Below are 22,634 nucleotides of genomic sequence, written 5' to 3' on the forward strand. Positions count from 1 at the left end.
CGGTCACCACCACTCGCTGTCGAGCTTGCTCTCCATCGCCCGCAGGTGGGTGCGCGAGCAGGTGTCGCAGTAGGCGCGTCGCCGGCCGTTCTCGACGGCGGTCGTCCACGTGAGGGTCTCCCCCTCGGGGGCCTGGGTGCCGCAGAAGTCGCACGTCACGAGGTCGCTCACACCTCGAGGCTACCGCCGCGCGACGGGGTCGCGAGCCGGCCGGACGTCCAGGAAATGGCAGCGAGCCGGTACGTCGTCACGGTGACGACGTACCGGCTCGCTGTGTGTGCTCACCCGCGATCAGGGCGAGAGCCGTCCCGGGGCCAGGTCGGCCTCGGAACACGTCAGATCGCGCGAGCGAGGGCGAGACGCGCCTGCTGCGCGGCCTGCTCGGCCTTGCGGCTCATACGACGGGCCAGGGCCAGCTGGTGGCCGCGCCGCAGTTCGTGCGCCTCTCCCAGGCGCGCGGTCATTTGCGCGCGTGCGAGTTCTTCATGCATGAGATTCATGTCGTTTCGTCCATTTCGGTAGGTCTTCATGGCAGATGTGTTCCTGTACTTCTTCGGAGGTGGTGGAGCGGTGGCGCCTACGCGGCGGCCCCGTCCTTCTGGTTCTGGCCGGCCTGAGCGGCGACCTGCTCGGACTTGCGGGGCCGGCCTCGCGGCCGCTTGCGCGGGATCACCACACCCTGGAGGAAGAGCTCGCCTCCCCAGACGCCCCACGGCTCACGCCGCTCGAGGGCTCCGTCGAGGCACAGTGCCTGCACGGGGCAGTCGATGCAGAGGGCCTTGGCGTGCTCCACGTCCGCGGGGGACTCGGCAAACCACAGCTCTGCGTCGTTGACGCGGCAGGGCAGCAGCTCCTCGTTCACTCCGGCAGCTGCGTCGTGCAGGACTCCGAGCGGGGCCTGGGGCTCCACCTCGGTCTTGTCGGCAGCTCGGTCTCGGTCGAGAACGCTGATGGTCATGTTGTTCACCTCCTCCTCGTTGACCTGATCGCGGTTGGACTCACTCGGGACAAACAGAAAGGCCGCGGATCCCGGGTTTCGGGTTCCGCGGCCTGGAGGCTGCCGATGTAGGTGTGTGACCTAAGTCGACGGACTCCAGGCTGGAGTACCCGGGAAGACGCCCTTGACGCGCTCGATGGACACAGCGGTCCCCTGGAGCGCAGCTTCGGCACCGAGGATGCGCACATCAGTGGCGCAGCGGTGGCCGGCAGCGGGCATGCCGAAGGACGGCGTCCAAGCCGTCATCGTCTTCGTGTAGTTCTCCATGGGGGCCACCTCCTTCGGGGCGTCGGGCGCGGATCGTTGTCAGCGATCCCATGCGCGGGTTGTTGTTGAGGGAACGTTAGACCCCTCACATCGTCAGGGGCAAACCATTTAATGGGTATTACCGAGATTTCTTTTCAGGACGCTCTCCGGCGGCCGTCCGCACCCCTTGTCAGTCAGCTGCCGGCCTCGGCGACCAGCGCGAGCACCTCGTCGCCGTACTTGGCGATCTTGCTCGGCCCGACGCCGCTGATCTTGCGCAGGCCCGTCTCGTCGGTGGGCACGTGCTCGGCGATCAGCTGCAGGGTCGCGTCGGTGAACACCACGAACGCCGGCACGCTGTCCTCCGCGGACCGTGCCAGGCGCCACTCCCGGAGACGCTCGTAGAGCGCCTCGTCGTAGGACGCGGGGCAGTCGGCACAGCGGCCGGTCTTCTTCTCCACCGACGTCGACAGGGCCTTGCCGCACTCGCGGCAGTGCATCGCGGCGCGGTTGCGCTTGGTGCGCTCGCGCCGCTGGGCGGACACGCCGGGCACGCCGTCGAGCAGGGGCGCCAGGAACGGCGAGCTGCCGCGCGTCGAGCGACCGCCCGGCTCGCGCGCGGTCGCCCACGAGACGGTGAGCTCGTCGCGGGCGCGGGTCATCGCGACGTAGAGGAGGCGTCGTTCCTCCTCGACCTCGGCGGGCGTCTGCGCCTGCGAGATCGGCATCATCTTGTCGTGCATGCCGGCCACGAAGACGGCGTCCCACTCCAGGCCCTTGGCGGAGTGGATCGTCGCGAGGGTGACGGCGTCCGCCACCGGCGCGTGCTGCTCGCTGGCCCGGCGGTCGAGGTCGTCGACGAAGTCGCCGACGCCCGCCTCGGGACGCTCGCGGCCGAAGTCGGCCGACAGGTCGACGAGCGCCTGCAGCGACTCCCACCGGTTGCGGACCTCGCCCCTGCCCTCGGGCGGATCGGTGGAGTGACCCATCTGCGAGAGCACGGCGAGGACCGCCTCGGACACCGGGCCGGACGCCTCGCCCGAGCGGGCCGCGCCTCGGACCAGGGTGATCGCCTGCCGCACCTCGGGACGGTCGAAGAACCGCGCGGCACCGCGTACGACGTAGGGGACGCCGCGAGCGGCCAGCGCCTCCTCGAAGCGCTCGGACTGCGCGTTGATGCGCAGCAGCACGGCCATCCGGCTGGCGGGCGTGCCCTGCGCGCGGAGCGCAGCGATCCGGTCGGCCACGGCGTCGGCCTCCGCGACCTCGTCGGTGGCCTCCCGCCACGTGATGCGGGCCCCGGACGGACGTTGGGCGACGAGGTCGACACCCTTGCTGGGCGTGCCGGCGAGCAGTCGGTTGGCCGCGGAGACGACCTCGGGGGTCGAGCGGTAGTTGCGGACCAGGTCGACACTCGTGGCGGACGGGAAGCGCTGGGTGAACTCACGCAGGTAGCGCGCGTCGGCGCCGGCGAAGGAGTAGATCGTCTGGGCGGGGTCACCCACGACGCACAGCTCGTCGCGCCCGCCGAGCCACAGGTCGAGCAGGGCGTGCTGGAGGGGCGAGACGTCCTGGAACTCGTCGACGACGAACCACTTGTACTGGCGGCGGACCTGGGCGGCCACGGCCTCGTTGTCGGCGAGGAGCCCCGCGCCGAACAGCAGCACGTCCTCCATGTCCATCCGGCCCTGGCCGCGCTTGACCTCCTCGTAGGCGTCGAACGCGCGGGCCACGACCTCGGGATCGAGGCTGGACACCGCGCGCCCGCGCGTCCGGGCGATCGCGGCATAGCTGTCGGGGCCGACGTTGGAGACCTTGGCCCACTCGATCTCGCTGGCGAGGTCGCGCAGCGTGGCCTGGTCGACGCCGAGGCGCTGCCGACGCGCGGCGAGCGCGAGCATCCCGAGCTTGGACTGGACGAGCTCGGGCAGCTCGCGCTGGTGCACGCGCGGCCAGAAGAACCGCAGCTGGCGCAGCGCGGCGGAGTGGAAGGTCCGAGCCTGCACCCCCGGCGCCCCGAGGGCGCGCAGCCGCTCGCGCATCTCCCCCGCGGCGCGGGTGGTGAACGACAGCGCCAGCACCTCGGTGGGCGCGTAGACCCCCTGGGCGACGCCGTGCGCGATGCGGTGCGTGACCGCGCGGGTCTTGCCGGTGCCGGCACCGGCCAGGACCCGCACGGGTCCACGCAGCGCCTCGGCGACCTGTCGCTGCTCGGGGTCCAGCGCTTCGAGCAACGGAACAACTCCTGCGACGTCGTGGTTGGGCCTGGTGGAGGGTGTCGAGCACCCTCCTCCTCAAACCCTAGACGCCGGAGGGGACACTCGATCCATGACCTTCACGATGTTCAGCACCCCGTGGTGCGGCTACTGCCACCGCCTCAAGAGCCAGCTCGACCGCGAGGGCATCGAGTTCTCGATCGTCGACATCGAGCAGGAGCCCGAGGCCGCGCTCACCGTCGAGCAGGCCAACGGCGGCAACCAGACCGTCCCCACCCTGCTCTTCTCCGACGGCAGCACGCTGACGAACCCGTCGGTCGCGCAGGTCAAGGAGAAGCTGGCCGCGATCTCGTGACGCTGCCGTGGAGCGCGCGCGGCACCGGGGTTAGCCTGACGTCGTGTCACTGCTGAACTCGATCGACCGCGACCACGTCCTCACCGCGATGGAGACGTGGGACGCCGCGGGTGGCGCCAACTACATGCTGGTGCGCGGGGGCGTCTCGACGCACGTGCTGATGCACCACGGCAAGGAGTACGACGCCGCGGCGATCGCCGGCATCGCGCACGGCCTCGCGACCGGGCGCACCCTCACCCCCGCCGACATCCCCGGCGGCGGCGCCGGGGCGAGCAAGCACCTCGTCCGGCTCGGCTTCGACATCCGCGACGACTCGCCCCCCACCGAGCGGGTCTCGGGCACCCGGGCGCGCACCCCGCGTACGTCGTCGGCGTCGCCTCGCGCCTCGCGCAGCACGGGCACGCCGCGCCCCACGCGGGTGGCCGCGAGCGACAAGCCGGTCAACCTGTGCCCGCGCTGCTTCATCGCGCTGCCCGCCACGGGCGTGTGCGACACCTGCGACTGAGCCCTTCCCCAGCGCTCAGTCCCAGCCGGGACCGTCGAGCGGGCGTCCGAACCAGCTCTCGATGAGCGACGCCGAGATCGAGATGCCGCGGGGCACGACGAGCTCGCCGGACCGGCCGGCGGCCTCGAAGTCGGCCCTCGTCCACCAGCGCGCCTCCTCGATCTCCGCGCCGTCGACGTCGATCTCGGTGGTCATGGCCCGTCCGGTGAAGCCCAGCATCAGGCTCGCCGGCAGCGGCCACGGCTGGCTGCCGAAGTAGGCGACCTCGCCGACCTGCACGCCGACCTCCTCCATCACCTCGCGGCGCACCGCGTCCTCGAGGGTCTCCCCCGGCTCGCAGAACCCGGCGAGCGTGGACCAGCGACCCGCCGGCCAGGCCGTGTTGCGGCCGAGCAGGATCGCCTCGTCGTCCCCGTCGCCGTGCGTGATGGCCATGATCACCGCGGGGTCCGTGCGCGGGAACTGGGCGCGGTCGCACTGCGTGCACCGCAGCTCGTGCCCGGCCGACCGGCTGGCGAGGGTGCCGCCGCAGCGCGGGCAGAACCGGGTGGCGTGGTGCCACTCGGCCAGGCCGATGGCGTGCATGACGAGCGGCGCGTGCTGCGGGCTGCCCTCGGCGAGCAGGGTCAGGACCGAGCGCAGCGGCACCCACTCCTCGGGCACGCCGGGGGCGTCGTCGGGCGCCACGATGACGGCGAGGTGGACCACGCCGTCCCTCTCTCCCAGCAGCACCACGGTGCCCTGCGGGGCTTCGTCCGGACCCACCCACCAGACGGCACCGTCGACGGGGCGCAGCCGGTTGCCCGCGACGACGAGGACGCGCGTGGTGGGGTCGGCCATCTGCTCGGCGATCCAGGCGTCGTCCGTCCGCCGGAGTCCCATCCGGTTGTGCGCGTGGGCGGAGAGGGCGACGTGCGGCAGAAGGCGTTCGGGGCTCACGCCTTCCCACGCTAGCCGGTGCGCCAGTCGCTAACGTCACCCCCGTGAGCACCCACATCGGCGCCCAGCCCGGCGACATCGCCCCCACCGTCCTCCTGCCCGGCGACCCCCTCCGGGCCAGGTGGATCGCCGAGACGTTCCTCGACGACGCCCGCTGCTACAGCGAGGTGCGCGGGATGTACGGCTTCACCGGCAGCTGGAACGGCCACCCGGTCTCGGTCCAGGGCTCGGGCATGGGCCAGCCGTCGATGGCGATCTACGTCAACGAGCTCTTCACCGACTACGACGTGCAGTCCGTCGTGCGCGTCGGCTCGTGCGGCGCGGTCACCGACCGCGTGGGGGTGCGCGACATCGTCATCGCCTCCGGCGCGTGCACCGACTCCTCGATGAACCGGATCGCCTTCCACGGCATCGACTACGCCCCGGTCGCCGACTTCGGCCTGCTGCGCGGCGCGGTCGAGGCGGCCGAGGCGCGCGACGGCTCGCCCTTCCACGTCGGCCTGATCTTCTCGAGCGACTCGTTCTACCCCGCGCGCCCCGAGCTCCTCGGCGAGATGGTGGCCTACGGCGTCCTCGCGGTCGAGATGGAGGCCAGCGCGCTCTACACGCTCGCTGCCAGGCACGGACGCCGCGCCCTCGCGATCTGCACCGTCTCCGACCACATCGTCACCGGCGAGGAGACCACCTCGCAGGAGCGCGAGCAGACCTTCGGCGAGATGGTCGAGATCGCGCTGACTGCTGCTGTCGGCTGACCCGCTGGGCGGTGCGTGAGGGGGGTTCTCGGCGGCGAGAGTCATGCCTCATTCACCGCTCGGCGGTGCAGGAGGGGGGTTCGCGGCTGGGAGATCCCCCTCAGGCACCGCTCCTGCGCGTGTCGGCGTACGCCGCGCTGGGCGGCGGTGAGTGAGCCACCTTCCGTCGCTCTGGAACGTGGGTGGGGCACCGCCGGCGGTTCTAGAGGAGGGTTCTCGGCGGCGAGAGTCCCCCTCAGTCACCGCTCCTGCGCGTGTCGGCGCACGCCGCACCCGCGGGCGGTGCAGGAGGGGGGTTCGCGGCCGGGAAATCCCCCTCAGACACCGCTCCTGCGCGTGTCGGCGTACGCCGCGCTGGCCGGCGGTGCGTGAGCCACCTTCCGTCGCTCTGGAACGTGGGTGGGGCACCGCCGGTGCAGGAGGAGGGTTTGAGGGCGACGCGAGTCCCCCTCGGCCACCGCTCCCTAGCGTGTCGGCGCACGCCGCGCCCGCGGGCGGTGCAGGAGGAGGACTCCAAGCGGCGAGAATCCCCCTCAGACACCGCTCCACAGCGTGTCGGCGTACGACGCGCTGGGCGGCGGTGCGTGAGGCAGGTTCTGGAACCGCAGAACCTGCCTCACGCACCGCTCGGGCGGCTCAGACGTCGGTGAGGAGCTTCGCGAGGGCGTCCCGGTCGGGCAGGTCGTCGAAGTGGACGGTGCGACCGGAGCGGACGTAGTGGAAGGCGGCGCGGACCCGGTCGAGGGGCGTGCCGGTGAGCTCGGACCAGGCGAGGCGGTAGAGCGCGAGCTGGAGCGGGTCGGCGGTCTCGTGACGGTTGGTCTTCCAGTCGACGACGAGGTAGCCGTCACCGGCCGGGGAGGCCTCGGCGTAGACCGCGTCGATCCGGCCGCGCACGACCTGCCCGGCCAGCACGAGGGCGAAGGGCGCCTCGACTGCGTGGGGCGCGCGATCGCCGAAGGGGCCGTCCTCGAAGCGCTTCACGACCTCACCCAGGTCGGCCTCGTCGTCGATGCCCGCGTCGGCGCGACCGGGGAGCTCGTCGGGCTCGATCAGTGCCTGCTGGCCGAACCGTTCCTCGATCCAGGCGTGGAACGCCGTGCCGAAGCGGGCTGCCGGTGCCGGCGGCCGTGGCATCGGCCGGGCCAGCTCGCGGGCGAACGCCTCGGGGTCCTCGCGCAGCCGGGCGAGGGCGGTGACGGACAGGCTGTCGGGCAGCGGGAGGTCCACCGTGGTGGCGCGCTCGGCGCGGGCCTCGGTGAGGAGCTGCGCGAGGTCGTCGTCCCACTCGGCCACCCGGGCGGCCTCGACCATGTCGAGGCCCTCGTCGGGGGCGGTGGGGTCGACGGAGCGCACGAGCTCGGCAGCGGCGAGCCGCCGGCGGGTCTCCTCGCCGGTGCCGGGTACCGGCCACGGGCGCGAGGTGTCGACGTCGTCGTTGGGGTTGGGCGACTTCGGCGGCGGCTTCTCCAGCCACCGCTCGACCGTCCGGCCCCAGTCCTCGAGCTGCTCGCGCACGACCCGCTGGTAGTCCGACGGACCGAACGCCGACGAGCGCTGACCCCAGACGTACGACGTCACCGCGAGGTGGTGGGCGGCGCGGGTGTAGGCGACGTAGCCGAGTCGCAGCTCCTCCTCGGCGTCGTGGGCCTTGGTCGCCGCGCGGTAGGCGTCGAGCGCCGCCTTGTCGTGCCCGGCGAGCTGCGGCTGGTCGGCCCTGTCGCCCCGCAGCGGTGCGGGCAGCACGGCCGGGGACGAGGTCCAGAGGGTGCGCGAGCGGTTGCTCGGGAACCGGGTCTCCCCCACGCCCACGCAGAACACCGACGACCACTCGAGGCCCTTCGCGCGGTGGACCGTCAGCAGCTTGACCGAGTCGGCGGCCGTCGGCGTGGCGACGTCGAGGCCGTTGCCCTGGTCGTCCTCGGCGGTGAGGTAGGCCAGGAGCGCCGGCAGGGTCACGTCGCCGTCGACGGACTGGAACTCCGCGACGGCCTTCACGAACAGGTCGAGGTTGTCACGACGGGCGGCGGCCGCCTGCGACGTGGCCGACGCCAGCTCGACGTCGACGCCGGTGGTGTCGATGATGCGGCGGACCACGTCGAGCAGCGGGTCGCCGACGTGGCCGCGCAGCCGGCGCAGCTCGACCGCGAGCAGGCCGAAGCGGTCGAGCGCCTCGGCGGAGTAGGCGGCCTCCCCCGGCGACTCCACGGCGTCGCTCAGCGCGGGCAGCTCGGAGGAGTCGATGCCGTCGGCGATCTGGAGCAGCTGGTCGGCGATCGACGCGGCCTCCGCGCGCCCGCGCACACCGGCGATCTCGGCGGCACGCTCGGCGAGCAGCCGCAGGTCGCGTGGCCCGATCGACCAGCGCGGCCCGGTCAGCAGGGTGAGCATCGAGGAGTTGGCCGTGACGTCGTGCATCAGCGTCAGCGTCGCCACCACCTCGGCGACCTCGGGCAGCCGGACCAGGCCAGAGAGGCCCACGATCTCGACGGGGATCCCGGCAGCCGTGAGGGTGTCGTAGACCTCCTCGCCCTGGGCGTTGTCGCGGCTGAGGACGCCGATCTCGGACCAGGGGGTGCCGGTGTCGTGGACGCGCTGCACCTCGGCCGCCAGCCATGCGAGCTCGTCGACCGAACGCTCGAACACGTGCACCTCGACGTGTCCTTCCGCGGCATCGTCGGCCGCGCGCAGCCGCGCGACCTTGTCGCCGTAGGCGGCCAGCAGCGGCTCGGCGAGCCGGTTGGCGACGTCGAGGATGTGGCGGTCGGAGCGCCGGTTGACCGTCAGCGGCAGTCGCCCGGGCTCTCCGTCGACGGCCGGGAAGGTGTCGGCGAAGTTGAGGATGTTGGACACCGACGCGCCGCGCCAGCCGTAGATCGCCTGGTTGGGGTCGCCGACGGCCATCACCGGGTGGCCGAGCCCGTGGGCGGGATCGGGCCCGGAGAACAGCCGCGAGAGCATCGTCGCCTGCGCGACCGAGGTGTCCTGGTACTCGTCCAGCAGCACGACCTTGAAGCGCGCCCGCTCGAGCTCGCCCACCTCGGGCTGCTCCTCGACGAGCCGGGCTGCGAGGGCGATCTGGTCACCGAAGTCCATCAGCCCCAGGTCGGCCTTGAGCCTGCGGTAGCCGCTGACGAGCTGCAGGAGCTCGGCGCGCCGGTCGATCGCGTTGATGGCCTTGGCCGGCGGCTCGAGGTAGGTCTTGCGGGCCTTGCCGGCCTGCTCCTCGGCGAGCGCGCGCTCGAACCCACGGCGGGCCTCCTCGTCGACACGGCGTACGTCGTCGGCGTCGACGAGGTGCTCGCTCATCGCACCGTCGAGGGCGAGGAGGTTCTGGATGGCGGTCGCGGGGTGGTCGGTCAGCAGCTCGATGTGGCCGGTGAACCGGTCGATGACCCGGGCGCCGAGCTGGTAGCGCGAGGCGTCGGAGACGACGCGGGTGTCGGGCTCGTGGCCGATCCGCAGGCCGTGGTCGGCGAGGAGGTTGGCGGCGTAGGCGTGGTAGGTCGCGACCGTGGGCTCGAGGACGTCCTCCCCCTCGACCACCACGGACCGGTCGAGCAGGCCGGCGGCTCCGAGGGCGGCGGTGACCCGCTGGCGCAGCTCGGCGGCGGCCTTGGTGGTGAAGGTCAGCCCGAGGACCTCCTCGGGACGGACCTTGCCGGTCGCCACGAGCCAAACCACGCGCTGCGCCATCAGCGTGGTCTTGCCGCTGCCGGCTCCGGCGACGACGACGGTCGGCCGCAGCGGCGAGGTGATGGCGGCCCACTGCTCGTCGCTGGCGGCGTGCTTGGCGCCCATGAGGACGCGGAGGTCCTCGGGTGACTCGAGCCGGATCGGCTCGAACGTCTGCTGGGTCACTGGACGGTCACGCTCCCCGCGCCCCGGGCCGGGCAGATGGCGACGAACGGGCAGTCGCGGCAGTGGGGGCCCGTGGTTGCCGGGAACGTCTCGGCACGCACGAGGTCGGCGGCACGGGCGAGGCCGGCGCGGAGGACGAGCCGCTCCGGCCCGGCGTCGGCGTGCGGCGGCTGGGGCTGCACCTTGGCGACGGCCGAGTCGTCGTCGATGCCGAGCTGCACGAGCTCGGCTCCTCCCGAGGCGACGGGACGCCCCGCCGACTCGTCGAGCGCGCCGGTGTCGACGGCGTACTGGTAGAGCGCGAGCTGGAGGTTGCCGGCGACGGAGGGCCCGGTGGGAGCGCTGCGGGAGCTCTTGAAGTCCACCACGACCACCCGGCCGGCGTCGTCGATCTCGAGCCGGTCGGCGAAGCCGGTGAGCAGGACGGGCCGGCCGTCGACGTCGACCACGCTCTGGAACCGCTTTTCCGCGCCGAGGAACTCCCGTGGGTTGTCGAGGTGCCAACGGACGAAACGGGCGACGGCCTTGCGGATCCGGGCGAGCTCGCGCTGCCGGGACCACGGCGTGCGGAAGGCGAGCCGGTCCCAGACCGCCTCGACCTCGGCCATGAGCGGCTCGACCTCGGCAGGCAGGTCGCCGACGGCGACCCGCTCGGCGAGCGCGTGGAGGACCTGCCCGAGGTTGGCGGACTGGTGGACCGCGGAGACGCCGCCGGCCTCGCGCTCGAAGAACCACTGCGCGGGGCAGACCAGGATCGACTCGAGCATGCTGGCCGAGATCGGCACCGGGCGGTCGGGGTCGCGGATCGGCCGGACGGAGCGGGTGGCGCTGCGGGTGCCCCACCACGTCGACGGGTCGGCGGTCGGCACCAGCTGTCGGCCACCGACCTCCTCCGCGGCCAGCGCGGCCAGCCGGCGGGCGGCGGCCTCGCGGAGCGGCGCGGACACGGCCGGGTCGGCGGCCGTGCGTCGCAGCTCGGCCACCAGTCCTCCCAGCGACAGCGGCCGCGGCGGCCGGCCGTCCTGGTGGTCGATCGTGACGCCGAGCTCCTCCAGGAACCGGGAGGGCTGCTCGCCGTCGTCGTCCGGGGACCGCACCGCGCTCACCACGAGGCGGCGCCGGGCGCGGGTGCAGGCGACGTAGAACAGCCGCCGCTCCTCCATCAGCAGCGCGCGGGTCGTGACCGGCGGGACGAGGTCGGGGTGCCCGGCGGTGTCGACCCCGATGCGGTCGGCGCCGAGCAGGGTCGTACGACGGCGCAGGTCGGGCCAGCCCTCCTGCTGCACGTGGGCCACGACGACGAGATCCCACTCGAGCCCCTTGGACCGGTGGGCGGTGAGGAGGCGCACCGCTGCCCCGCGCACGCCCTGCTCGGCGAGCGTGTCGGCGGGCAGCTGCTGGGCGACGACGCTCGCGAAGAACGCGCCGACGCCGACGTGGTCGCGCTGGTCCACCGCGCGTGAGGCCAGGTCGAAGAGCGCGACGATCGCGTCGAGGTCACGGTGGGCCCGGCGGGTGCTCGCCCCGCCCGTGTCGACCTGGCGCCGCAGCCGCTGGGGCCACGTGGTGCCGGACCAGAGGTGCCAGAGCACGTCCTCGACACCGGCCCGCTCCTCGAGCATCCGTGCACCCCCGCGCAGCAGGCCGGCCACGCCAGCGGCCCGCTCGACGTCCGTGCCCTCGAGGCCGTCGAGGAAGCCGGGCTCCACGACCGCGAGCCGGAGCAGCTCGCGGGACGTGCGCCGGACGGAGGGGTCGGCCTCGACCTTCTCGCGCATGCGGAGGCGGCGCAGCAGCGCGCGGAGGTCGGAGGCGTCGAGCCCGCCCAACGGCGAGAGGAGCAGCGACTCGATGCGGCCCGGGTCGAGGTAGTCGGGTGAGTCGGGGTCGTCGTTGTCGAGGTTGACCACGGCCCGCAGCCCGTCGAGGAGCGGCACCACCGCCGGGTCGCGGACCAGCGGCAGGTCGTCGGAGGCCACCTCGACCGGGACACCGGCCGCCGCCAGGGCGCGACGGAGCGGCGGGATGCTCGTGCGCCCCGAGCGCACCAGGACCGCCATCCGGTCCCACGCGATGCCGTCCTCGAGGTGGGCCCGGCGCAGCAGATCGGCCAGCCGCTCGGCCTCGGCGCGCTCGGTGTCGTAGGTGACGACCTCGACGCGGCCGTCGCCCTGCGGCCCGGGGACGGCCTCCGGGGCAAGGAACGCCTCGCGCGCCGCGGGGTCGATGCTGCCGGTGAGGGTGAGGCGGTTGGCCACGCGGCCGGCGGCCAGCAGGATCCGTGGACCGAACCGGCGGGTGCGCTGCAGCACCACCACCGGGGCCGGGGCACTGGAGGCCGTCGGGAAGCTCGCCGGGAAGTCGAGGATGCCGCGCACGTCTGCGCCGCGGAAGCCGTAGATCGACTGGTGCGGGTCGCCCACGACCGTGAGGTCGCGCCCGTCGCCGGCCAGCGCGCGGAGCAGGGCGACCTGCCCGGGGTCGGTGTCCTGGTACTCGTCCACGAACACGTGCTGCCAGCGCGCGCGGAGCTCGTCGCGGTGGGTCTCGGCCTCGATCACGGCCCGGCGGATGAGGTCGGAGTAGTCGGTGGCGCCGAGGTTGTCGAGAACGGTGAGGTACTGCTCGAGGAAGAGGCCGGCCGTCACCAGCTCCGGGAGCTCGTGCTCGATGCCGAGGGCACGCAGCCCGGACGGGTCGAGACCCTTCTCCCGGGCGCGCGCCAGCACGGCCTGGACCTCCCGGACGAAGCCCCGGGTGCCGGCCGCTCGACGCAGCTGCTCGGGCCAGACGACCGACTCGGGGTTGTCGCGGAGCAGCTCGCGCAGCACCACGTCGGCCTCGGGGGCCGACAGCAGCCGGATGGCTCCCTCGTAGAGCTCGGCCGGGGCGTACTTCCGGACGAGCGCGTAGGCGAAGGAGTGGAACGTCGAGCACGCCGCCGCCGCGGTCGTGCGGGCGACGCGGGCGGTGACCCGGTCGCGCAGCTGCTCGGCGGCCTTGCGGGAGAACGTGAGCGCCAGCACCGCGTCGGGCGAGGCCCCGCGCTGCTCGATGCGGTCGACGATCGCCTCGACCAGCGTCGTCGTCTTGCCGGTGCCGGGGCCGGCGAGCACGAGGAGCGGGCCGCCCTCGTGGTCGACCACCCGCTGCTGGTGCTCGTCGAGCTGCGGGACGACGACCTCGCGCTCGGGCCGCACCAGGCGGTAGCGGGTGGACGTGTCGTTCATGGACCCCACCTCATCACGCGGGACCGACAGTGTCCTGCCGGCCCCGCGGTGGGGTGTGGACGAACCTCAGCCCAAGTCGACGATCGCGGCGACCGGGCCGCCGCCCTCGGGGCCCTGGTGGGCGGCGGAGACCGAGACGAAGACCGCCGGGTCGCCGGTCACGGCGGCGGTGACGCCGCCGACGCACGACTTGATCTGGCGGTGCCAGTGCACGTCGGAGTCGTCGAGCATCGCGTTGCGGCGCCCGCGGACCATGCCGTCCTGGCTGGCCTCGCACTTGAGGAAGACGTTGACCAGCTTGCCGTCCAGGTCGCTGGTGCGCGGCCGCTCGGGCAGGTCGAGGCCGGCGGACCGGATCGCCTCCCAGATGCCGTCGGCGTCGAGGGCGTCCTCCATCACCGAGTGGCCGATGCGGTAGCGGCCGCCGACACCCTTGGCGTTGCCGACGACGACGATCTGCGCCTGGTCGAGCTCGACGCCCGAGGAGCAGGATGCGACGGAGGAGTAGAGCTCGCGGTTGTGCATGACGTCGGCGTCCTTGGGCATCTCGATCTCGCCGAGGGCGACGGCGATGCCGAGGCCGGTGACGCCGTTGGAGAGGTCCATCGACTCGTGGGTGTGCTCCGTCCACACCTTCTTGCCGCGCGACTTCGCGTCACGGATGGTGTGGATGGTCAGCAGCGGGGTCTTCGTCTGCACGTAGTGCACGTCAGCCGGGTCGGTGATCCCGGCACGCTCCATCGCGACCTTCACGCCCGCCGCGACCTTCTCGATCATCGCGGTGTAGCCGATCTCCTCGGGCAGGATCGCCTCGCTCATCGCGAAGCCCGCGGTCAGCCGCATCTCCTCGCGCGACGGGTCGTCCTCGGGGACGTCGGTCGTGGCGAAGATCGTGGCGTGCGGGCTGATCACGCCGTCGGTGCCACCCGACCAGACGATCGGGATGCCCTTGACCTGCTCGGGGTCGGCACCCTTGGCGACCAGCGCCTCACGGAACGCACGGTCGGCGATGATCCGCGTGTAGTCGTTGACGCCGCCGTTGCCCTCGGTCTTGCCGATGATCGCGAAGACCCGGTCGGCGGCGATGACTCCGTCGTCCACGAGCCTGGTCAGCTCGGAGGCGTCGGCCACGGAGTGGATGGGGACCTTGCGGACTTCGATGGCGCTGGGCATGGAGTTCCTTTCGGGCGGAGTGCGGGATGGTTCAGGCGGGTACGACGACGGTGCCGGCGTCGCCGGCGACGGCCGCGGTGATCTGGTCGAGGCTGGTGATGACGCCGGTGCCCCCGGTGGTCTCGACGAAGCGGCAGACCGCGTCGACCTTGGGGCCCATCGAGCCGGACGCGAAGTGGCCGTCGGCGGCGTGGGCGCGGAGCTCCTCGGCGGTGATCCGACCCAGCGGCTCCGCGTCCGGCTCGCCCCAGCGGATCACGGCGTTGGGCACGTCGGTGGCGATGACGAGCACCTCGGCTCCGGTGGTGCGGGCGAGCAGGGCGGCGCCGAGGTCCTTGTCGATGACGGCCTCGACGCCGGCGAGGGAGCCGTCGGGTCGACGTACGTGCGGGATGCCGCCGCCACCGTTGGCGACGACGACGAAGCCGGCCTCGATGAGCGCGGCCACGGCCGGGGTGTCGAGGATCTCCTGCGGCTCGGGCGAGGCGACGACGCGGCGCCACCCCTTCTCGCCGCGGTCCTCCCACGTCTCGCCGTGGTCGACCAGCACCCTGGCCTCGGCCTCGGGCAGGTGGCGCCCGATCGGCTTGGTCGGCCGGGTGAAGCCCTCGTCGGCGGCGTCCACCAGCGCGCGGGTGACCAGGGCTGCGCTGCGCCGGTCGATCCCGCGGGCGGCGAGCTCCTGGTCGAGGGCGTCCATCAGCACGAAGCCGAGCGTGGCCTGCGTCTGCGCGCCGCACCAGTCCAGCGGGACGGGGGGCACGACGCTCGCGGCGAGCTCGTTCTTGACGAGCAGGTTGCCGACCTGGGGGCCGTTGCCGTGGGTGATGACCACGTCGTGGTCGTGCTCGAGCAGGCCGGCGACCGCGGCCATCGCGACCTGCGCCGCCTCGATCTGGTCCTCGGGGCGCGCCCGGCCGTCGGCGTTCGTCATGGCGTTGCCACCGAGTGCGAGCAGGACCCTCATGCGGCAACCGTAGTGATCTGGCGCACGCTCCCCACCGGCAACAGATGTCAGGTGCGCACGACTTGCTGAGCAGATGTTGCCAACGGCCGATCGAGGATCAGCGGCTGCGTTCGTCGTGCTCGGCGTCGTGGGTCGCAGCCCCTGGCGCCTCGTCGTCCAGCGACTGCCGGTAGGCCACGCACCCGCGCATGAACCTCGGCCACGGCGGGACGGCGATCTCGGGGTCGACCCGTTCGGGGAGCGTGCCCCACAGGTCGGGGTGGTGCCAGCACAGGTCGTGCCCGGAGCTGTCCCGGTGCGTCCGGATCGCCGCGCGGAGCGCGAGCACCTCGGCGACCAGCTCCTCGCGACCCATCCGCGCGACGTCCTCGTCCATCGACCCAGTGTGCGTGGGCAGTGCCCTGGCTGGCGAGGGCCACATCCGCCGCACGTGCGGCGGTCAGGCGTCCCTGGGCAGGTTCCACCAGGTGTCGAGGCGCGCGATCGCGGGCGTCGTACGCCCCTCCCGGAGGACGCGGGCGAGACGGAGGAGGTACGCCGCGATGCCCGCGCTCCCCTGCATCCAGCCGACGCCGGGCGGGAGGAGCGGGTCGGCGTTGCGGTGCTCTGTGAAGCGCCAGCAGGCGCGGCCCTCCTCGACGATCGCCCGCTCGACGAGCGCGTCGCCGAGCACGCGCGCGAAGACGAGGTCGTCGTCGACCCCCAGCCGCTGCCAGGCGTCGAGGAACACCTCGCCCACCCCGGCGGTGCCGCAGCAGCGGCCGTCGTTGTCCCAGAAGCCCGGGCGGCGGCGCTCGGGGATGCCCGAGGTGCGGATCGCGTGCAGGCAGCGGCGGTGCCACTGCGCCGGCGTCTCGCCCGCGACGAGGTCCACGCCGGCGTGCTCGAGGGCGCTGAAGAGCAGGGACGTGCCGGTCGGGCCGTGGCACCAGCTGTAGGTGACCTCGTCCGTGTCGGGGTCCGGCGGGATCACGTGGGGCACCACGAAGCCGCCGTCGCGCGCGTCGCCGAGGGTGACGAGGTGCTCCGCGCCGCTGCGGGCCGCGGCGACGAGGTCCGGGCGGTCGAGCTCGGCACCGGCGACGGCGAGGGAGGCCGCGATCCCGGCCAGCCCGTGCGACCAGTTGGGCATCTGCTGGTCCCCGCGTTCGGCCCGCACCTGCTCCGTGAAGCGCCGCGGGATGAAGGGCCAGGTCGTGCCGGCCTCGGTCGGCTCCCCCTCCGCCAGGAGGATGCCGGCCGCGCGCTGGGCCAGCTCGGCCGCGCCAGGGGTGCCGTGCCGGTGTGCCCAGACCGCCCCGAGGAGGTTGCCCGCCGTGCCCAGGGTGGCGTCGTTGATGCGGGTGTGCGGAGGGAACCGCGGGGGCGTCATCCACGGCTGCTCCCAGCCGTCGTCGGTGGCGATCTCGGCGAGCCGCGCGACCGCCTCCGACGCACCGTCCGCGCCCAGGGCGGAGAGGACGCCGAGGTCGCTGACGAGGCCGTCGAAGTAGGAGTCCGCCTCGCTCGTCGGGAGCCGGCGCCGGACCCGGTCGACGATCCCGTCCGCCAGCGCCTGCTCCTCCGCGGTCCACGCCCTGCTCGCGCGGACCTCCGCCAGCACGTGGGCGAGCCCACCGATGCCGCTGTGCATGCCGTCGCGCTCCTCGGGCGGGCCGCCGGCGTGCGGCACGGTCTCGGGGATCCAGGGCCCGTCGTCCCACTGCACCTGGTCGAGCACCCAGCGCCAGGCCGCCTCACCGAGGTCGGCGTACGTGTCGTGCGAGGTCATCCGGAGGCCCTCCCGCTCATCCCTGGTAGGGCGGCGCGACGCCCCAGCCCCACCGCGGGGTGGGCGCGTGCTCGACCACCTGCGCTCCGTGCCGGGAGTTCTCCATCGCCAGCCGGGTGCCCCACTCGAGGTAGCCGATGATCGCCGCGCGGAACTCCGGGTCGGCCGGGAGGTCGGCGTCGTCGGCCGCGAGGCTCATCGTGGTGGCGAAGCGGTGCCGCTGCGCAGGGGTGATGTCGAGCCCCACGTGGTGGCGGAGCATCGACTCGTAGCCGCCGTGCCGGTCGGTGTAGGTCGTCGGCCCGCCGAGCACCTCGGCCCACCAGTCGGTGACGTGCTCCCGGTGCCGTTGCGACACCCCGCCGGGGAAGAAGCCGGCGAGTGCGTCGTCGGCCTCGACCCGGTCGTAGAAGGAGTCGATCATCCGTCGCAGCGGGCCGAGGCCGCCCGCCCACTCGTACAGCGTCGGTAGCCCCGGTTCGTCCACTCCACCCATGCAGGCATTCCACCGCACGGGACGCCCGGCCGCACCTGCAATTGCGCGCGGCTGGTCAGCGCCGCTCGACCAGCGCGTCCAGGACGCGCGTGCCCACGGGCAGCCCGTGGTCGTCGTAGTAGGCGAACATCGCCGACAACCAGGCGTGGGTGCCGGGGTCGTCGACCCGACGCACCGGGACACCCGCCTCGTCGGCCAGCTCCCGGACGGTCGCGACCCGGCTGGCGAGCTCGTACGTTGCTCCTCCGTGGCCCGGCTCGGTCAGGACGACGGCCGCGGCGCGACCGAGGTCGGTGAGGTCGAGGAAGCCGAACCGGACGTCGGGCGAGTAGGGCAGGTCGACCGGGCCGGTCAGGTCGAGGTTCTGCAGGTAGGCGCCGGGCTGGAGGATCGTCCAACCGAGCCCGCTGCGCCGGACCAGGTCCTCGCTGACCGCCTTGCCGACGTGGTGCGGCATCGCCGGCGCGTAGGGCGAGGCGACGGAGTGGTAGACCACCCGCTCGACCCCGGCGCTGCCGAGCGCGGCCAGCACGGAGGCGACGTACGCCGGCTCGTCGGGGTGCAGGTTCGGCGCGATGACGTACGCCGCCTCGCAGCCGACCACCGCCGACGCGAGGTCCGGCCAGTCGGCCCGCCCCAGCGGCCGGGCGTCGACGCCGCAATCGGCCAGCGCCGAGCAGACCGCCCGGCCGGTCTTGCCGTGACCACCGACGACCGCAATGCCCATCAGACCCGGTCGACCTCGGCGAACGCCGCGCCGTCGGCCAGCGAGGCGTAACCGGGGCCACGGTCGAAGAACGGGTCGTCGTCCCGGCTCCACGCGGCGCGCGACGACCGCTCGGTCGCCGTCGCGGAGGCGTCGAAGCCCAGGCTCCCGTCGTCGGCCGAGCCGGTCAGCACCACGCCGTAGTCGCGCAGCGCGGCCTCGGCCGACACCTTGCGCCAGACCACGTCGCGGACGACCGACTCGGGGTCGCGGGCGAGCGGGTCGCCCCAGCCGCCGCCACCGGTCGTCCGGATCCGGACGAGCTGGCCGGCCTTGATCTCCTCGGCGTCGGCGAGGGCGTCGACCTCGCGCTCGTCGGGGCCGCCGGGGTCGATGACGACCTGGAAGGGCATGCCGGCCCTGCCGCCCCGCACGCCCCAGCAGGCCAGGATCGAGCGGTCGGCGATGGACATGAAGTGCGCGTCCTTGAGCATCCGGATGTGCTTCTCGTAGCCGAGGCCGCCGCGGTACTCCCCTGCGCCGCCGGAGTCCATCGCGAGGCCGAGGCGCTCGACGATGAACGGGAAGCGCGACTCGGTGAACTCCGTCGGCAGGTTGCGGGAGTCGGGCACCACGTGGATGGTGTCCTCGCCGTCGGCGTAGTAGCGACCGCCCGAGCCGCCGCCGAGCACCTCGCGCATGAGGTAGTCGTTGCCGTCCAGGTCCTTGCCGTAGACGCCGGTGTAGCGGATCGTCTCCTGGTCGGCCGGCATCTTGCCGTCGACGGCCTTGGCCACGACGCCGGCGAGCACGCCGAGCAGCCGCAGGATCACGAACGTGCGGGCGTTGGTCGGGCCGGGGTGGATCGGCGTGAGCAGGGTGCCCTTCTCGGGGAAGCGCATCTCGATGAGCGGCACGATGCCCTCGTTGACGTCGAGCTCGGCCATCCGCTCGGGGGTGTCGGCGAGGTTGCGGAGGATCGGGGCGAGCCACTTCTTGAGGAAGTTGCCGCCGACGTAGTCGCCGCAGTGGTTGATCGGCCCCTTCGCCTGGGCGCTGGTGCCGGTGAAGTCGATGATCAGCCGCGGTCCGGCAGGGCGGCCGTTCTCCGGGTCGGCGGGGGCGTCGCTGACCTTGGTGAGGGTGATCCGCTGGGTGTGCAGCTGCGGCTCGTCGACGCCGTCGTGCTCGGCGTAGTCCTCCCAGACGTAGGTGCCGTCGGGGATCTTGGAGAGGATCTCGCGACGGTAGGTCTCCGTCGTCGTGTCCAGGATCGCGTCGAACGCCGTCTCGATCGCGTCGCGGCCGTAGCGCTCGAACAGCTCGCCGAGCCGGCGCGCGCCCATCAGGCAGGCGGAGCACTCGGCGTCGAGGTCGGCGGCGAGGCTGTCGGGCATGCGCGAGTTGCGCGTCATGATCCGCAGCGCCGACCTGTTGGGCACGCCGGCGTCCCACAGCTTGATCGGCGGGACGGCCAGACCCTCCTCGTAGACGGTGGTCGCGTTGCTGGGCATGGAGCCCGGCACCGCGCCGCCGATGTCGTCGTGGTGGCCGAAGGCCTGCACGAAGGCGACGACCTCGCCGTCGTGGAAGACCGGCACGGTGACGCACAGGTCGGGAAGGTGGCCGATGCCGCCCTCGGACTCGTAGACGTCGTTGTGGAAGAAGACGTCGCCCTCGCGCATCTCCTCGATCGGGTAGTCGCGCACGATCGGGTGCACCAGGGCGCTGTAGGAGCGGCCGGTCAGCTTGCGCAGCTGGCGGTCGTGGATGCCCGCGCGGAAGTCGTGGGCGTCGCGGATCATCGGCGAGCGGCTGGTGCGACCGATCGCGGTCTCCACCTCCATCTCGACGCTGGCGAGCGTGCCCTGGACGATCTCGACCAGGATCGGGTCGACGCTCGTCCCCTCGGCCGTCAGGCGGCCGCCGTGCTCGTAGGCGGTCGGCAGGCCGGCCGGGTTCACCGGCTTGGCGGTGACGTACGCCGGGTCCACTGCGCGGGTGCTGACGTCGGTCATCGGGCCGACTCCTTCCGGATCACGAGGTTGGCCCAGTCGTCGACCACGACCTCGAAGCCGGGGTGGACGGGGATCGTCGAGCCGAACTCCTCGACGATGGCCGGTCCGCTGAAGGTGTCGCCGGCGCCGAGGTCCGCGCGCCAGACGACCGGGGTGTCGAGGTAGCCCTGCTCGGCGTCGAAGCAGACCTCGCGCCGGCTGCGGACGGCGCGCTCGAGGACGTCGCCGTCGGCCTTGTCGAGCGTCGGGATCTCCGGTCGCGTGATCGGACCGATGCCGGTCACGCGCAGGTTGACCCACTCGACCTGCTGGTCGCGGTCGCCGCGGAAGTCGTAGCCGTAGAGCTGGTGGTGCTCGCTGTGGAACGTCTCGGCCACCTGCTCGACGTACGCCTGGTCGACGGTGCCCTCCGGCGCGGCCACCCGCACCTCGAAGGCCTGGCCGACGTAGCGCACGTCGATGGTGCGCTGGAAGCGGTGCTCCTCGGGCGCGAAGCCCTCCTTGGCCAACGCTGCCCGGGCCCGGTCGGTGAGGTCGTCGAGGATCGACTGGACGGCCGCGTGGTCGAGCGCGGACTCCTTGGCGACGTGGGTCTGGACGTAGTCGTTCTTCACGTCGACCGTCAGCAGGCCGAAGGCGCTCACGTTGCCCGGGTTGGGGGGTACGACGACGCCGGCGAGGTCGAGGATGTCGACGAGCCGGCAGGCCAGCAGCGAGCCGGAGCCACCGAAGGTCGTCAGCATGAAGTCGCGGACGTCGAGACCGCGCTTCACGCTGACCTGGCGCAGGGCGTTGGCCTGGTTCCAGGCCGAGATCTCCAGGATGCCGGTGGCGCAGCGCTCGAAGTCGAGCCCGAGCTGCTCGGCGAGGTCGGCGATGCCGGTCCGGGCGGCCTCCACGTCGAGCGGGATCTCGCCGCCGAGCAGGTGGGGAGGGATCCGGCCGAGGGTGACGTGGGCGTCGGTGATGGTCGGCTGGGTGCCGCCCTTCGCGTAGCAGAGCGGGCCCGGGTCGGCGCCGGCCGAGTGCGGGCCCACCTTGAGCGTGCCCTCGGGCGAGAGCCAGGCGATCGAGCCGCCGCCCGCCCCGACGGTGACGACGTCGATCATCGGGATCTTGCTCGGGTAGGCGCCGACGGTGCCCTCGGTGGTGAGGGTCGGCTGGCCGTCGAGGACGACCGACACGTCGGTCGACGTGCCGCCGCCGTCGCAGGTGAGGATCCGGGGGAAGCCGGCGACCTTGGCGATCAGCGCGGCGCCCAGGGCACCGGCGGCGGGGCCGGACAGCACCGTGGTGATCGGCTGGTGGACGACCTCGTCGGCCGAGAGCACGCCGCCGTTGGACTTCATCACGTAGAACGGGATGGCGCTGCCGGTGAACCCGAGCAGCCGGTCGGAGATGTTGGTGACGTACCGGCTGACGTTGGGCTTCACGGCCGCGTCGACGAGCGTGGTCATCGAGCGCTCGTACTCGCGGTACTCGCGGAGCACCTCGCTCGAGATGGAGACGACGGCGTCGGGGTGCTCGCGGCGGAGGATGTCGCGCATCCGCAGCTCGTGCTCGTCGTTGGCGTAGGCGTGGAGGAGGCAGACGCCGATCGTGGTGATGCCCTGGTCCTTGAACCAGCGGGCAGCAGCGACGGCGTGGTCCTCGTCGAAGGGGCGGATCTCCGCGCCGGTGAAGTCGAGGCGGCCACCCACGGTGCGCACGCGGTCCGCCGGGACGATGCGGTCGGGCTTGACCCAGAAGTAGGAGTTCCCGTAGCCGTCGGGCACCGACTGGCGGGCGATCTCGAGCATGAACTCGTAGCCCTCGGTGGTGATGAAGCCGAGGGCCTCGACCTTGCCCTCGAGCAGCTTGTTGGTCGCCACCGTCGTGCCGTGCGAGACGGCGGTGATGTCGCTGCCCCCGGCGCCGACGATGTCGAGGATCTTCTCGATGCCGGCGATGAAGCCGTCGGCCGGGTTGCCCGGCGTGCTGGGGGTCTTCGTGGTGACCAGCTCACCCGAGTCCTCGTCGAAGGCCACCACGTCGGTGAACGTGCCCCCGGTGTCGATGCCGATCCTGATCCGCCGCGCGCTCATGGGGACGATTCAACAGATCCGGGCGCCGCGGTGACCACGGCACAGTTTGCCGACGGATCGCCACTTCCTCGGCAAGACCTGCCGGGTGACGCGGGGAGGAAGGGTGTGCGGGGTACGTGCAGTCCCAAAGGCGAAGGGCCCTCGGCGGTATGAGCGCCAAGGGCCCTTCTGGTGACCGGTCATGTGATGCTCCCGGTCGATCGCTCTCTCCGTTCGTCCCAGCCACCTCATCACCTGGTGCCTGCGACGTTCCCCGGCGTGCCGGTTCCCGTCGTGCGGACTCACGTCCAGAGCCATCCCGCCTCCCCTTGCGGGGCT

The 22,634-nt window shown here is 72.8% G+C and carries 18 protein-coding genes; 3 read left to right on the forward strand and 15 right to left on the reverse strand.

All coding sequences use genetic code 11. The features are described from left to right. Positions 1-3: 3 nt before the first annotated feature. The 4 genes from ACFQW6_RS17995 to ACFQW6_RS18010 form a co-directional block, all read right to left on the reverse strand. Positions 4-171: a hypothetical protein gene (locus ACFQW6_RS17995; protein WP_378548516.1), complete on the reverse strand. Its 168-nt coding sequence runs from the start codon at positions 169-171 to the stop codon at positions 4-6. A gap of 164 nt (positions 172-335) precedes the next feature. Continuing rightward, positions 336-530 (reverse strand): hypothetical protein, encoded by a 195-nt coding sequence (locus ACFQW6_RS18000; protein WP_191195012.1) that lies wholly within the window; start codon positions 528-530, stop codon positions 336-338. 47 nt (positions 531-577) lie between these two features. Beyond that, on the reverse strand, positions 578-958 hold the full coding sequence (locus ACFQW6_RS18005; RefSeq protein ID WP_378548519.1) for a WhiB family transcriptional regulator: 381 nt from the start codon (positions 956-958) through the stop codon (positions 578-580). Between the two features lie 479 nt (positions 959-1,437). After that, positions 1,438-3,477, reverse strand: coding sequence for an ATP-dependent DNA helicase UvrD2 (locus tag ACFQW6_RS18010; RefSeq protein WP_378548522.1), 2,040 nt, complete (start codon positions 3,475-3,477; stop codon positions 1,438-1,440). Between the two features lie 94 nt (positions 3,478-3,571). Here ACFQW6_RS18010 and ACFQW6_RS18015 point away from each other — a divergent pair, with 94 nt between their 5' ends. Both ACFQW6_RS18015 and ACFQW6_RS18020 read left to right on the forward strand, forming a co-directional pair. Then, entirely contained in the window at positions 3,572-3,814 is a 243-nt protein-coding gene (locus ACFQW6_RS18015; protein WP_378548525.1) for a mycoredoxin, read from the forward strand. 43 nt (positions 3,815-3,857) lie between these two features. Beyond that, entirely contained in the window at positions 3,858-4,319 is a 462-nt protein-coding gene (locus ACFQW6_RS18020) for a hypothetical protein (RefSeq protein ID WP_378548528.1), read from the forward strand. A gap of 15 nt (positions 4,320-4,334) precedes the next feature. On the opposite strand, the gene nudC is transcribed toward ACFQW6_RS18020, so the two are convergent. Beyond that, complete coding sequence (nudC, locus tag ACFQW6_RS18025) at positions 4,335-5,258, reverse strand: NAD(+) diphosphatase (protein WP_378548531.1); 924 nt, start codon at positions 5,256-5,258, stop codon at positions 4,335-4,337. Between the two features lie 44 nt (positions 5,259-5,302). Between nudC and deoD the strand changes: the two genes are divergently transcribed. Further along, on the forward strand, positions 5,303-6,010 hold the full coding sequence (deoD, locus tag ACFQW6_RS18030; protein WP_378548534.1) for a purine-nucleoside phosphorylase: 708 nt from the start codon (positions 5,303-5,305) through the stop codon (positions 6,008-6,010). Positions 6,011-6,646: 636 nt separating this feature from the next. Here deoD and ACFQW6_RS18035 read toward each other — a convergent pair. From ACFQW6_RS18035 to ACFQW6_RS18080, 10 genes are all read right to left on the reverse strand, one after another. Next, a complete protein-coding gene (locus tag ACFQW6_RS18035) occupies positions 6,647-9,871 on the reverse strand; it encodes a UvrD-helicase domain-containing protein (RefSeq protein ID WP_378548537.1) in 3,225 nt (1,074 codons plus the stop codon). Beyond that, complete coding sequence (locus ACFQW6_RS18040) at positions 9,868-13,101, reverse strand: ATP-dependent helicase (RefSeq protein WP_378548540.1); 3,234 nt, start codon at positions 13,099-13,101, stop codon at positions 9,868-9,870. The genes ACFQW6_RS18035 and ACFQW6_RS18040 overlap by 4 nt, the downstream gene beginning before the upstream one ends. Before the next feature lie 66 nt (positions 13,102-13,167). Further along, a complete protein-coding gene (locus ACFQW6_RS18045; RefSeq protein WP_378548543.1) occupies positions 13,168-14,274 on the reverse strand; it encodes a ring-opening amidohydrolase in 1,107 nt (368 codons plus the stop codon). Between the two features lie 31 nt (positions 14,275-14,305). Then, positions 14,306-15,241 carry a carbamate kinase gene (locus ACFQW6_RS18050; protein ID WP_378548546.1) on the reverse strand — a complete coding sequence of 312 codons (936 nt, stop codon included), beginning with the start codon at positions 15,239-15,241 and terminating at the stop codon, positions 14,306-14,308. Between the two features lie 97 nt (positions 15,242-15,338). Continuing rightward, on the reverse strand, positions 15,339-15,617 hold the full coding sequence (locus ACFQW6_RS18055) for a hypothetical protein (protein WP_378548549.1): 279 nt from the start codon (positions 15,615-15,617) through the stop codon (positions 15,339-15,341). 63 nt (positions 15,618-15,680) lie between these two features. Next, the gene (locus tag ACFQW6_RS18060; RefSeq protein ID WP_378548552.1) at positions 15,681-17,012 is read right to left on the reverse strand and encodes a lanthionine synthetase LanC family protein; all 1,332 of its coding nucleotides are present in this window, start codon (positions 17,010-17,012) and stop codon (positions 15,681-15,683) included. A 16-nt stretch (positions 17,013-17,028) separates the two neighbouring features. Continuing rightward, on the reverse strand, positions 17,029-17,508 hold the full coding sequence (locus ACFQW6_RS18065; protein WP_378548555.1) for a group II truncated hemoglobin: 480 nt from the start codon (positions 17,506-17,508) through the stop codon (positions 17,029-17,031). Between the two features lie 55 nt (positions 17,509-17,563). Next, positions 17,564-18,235, reverse strand: coding sequence for an SDR family oxidoreductase (locus ACFQW6_RS18070; protein ID WP_378548558.1), 672 nt, complete (start codon positions 18,233-18,235; stop codon positions 17,564-17,566). After that, positions 18,235-20,232 carry a hydantoinase B/oxoprolinase family protein gene (locus ACFQW6_RS18075; protein ID WP_378548561.1) on the reverse strand — a complete coding sequence of 666 codons (1,998 nt, stop codon included), beginning with the start codon at positions 20,230-20,232 and terminating at the stop codon, positions 18,235-18,237. The genes ACFQW6_RS18070 and ACFQW6_RS18075 overlap by 1 nt, the downstream gene beginning before the upstream one ends. Then, positions 20,229-22,316 (reverse strand): hydantoinase/oxoprolinase family protein, encoded by a 2,088-nt coding sequence (locus ACFQW6_RS18080; protein WP_378548564.1) that lies wholly within the window; start codon positions 22,314-22,316, stop codon positions 20,229-20,231. Before ACFQW6_RS18080 ends, ACFQW6_RS18075 begins: the two co-directional genes overlap by 4 nt. Positions 22,317-22,634: the final 318 nt, after the last annotated feature.

It is taken from the genome of Nocardioides sp. GCM10028917, assembly GCF_042666175.1.
Taxonomy (GTDB): domain Bacteria; phylum Actinomycetota; class Actinomycetes; order Propionibacteriales; family Nocardioidaceae; genus Nocardioides.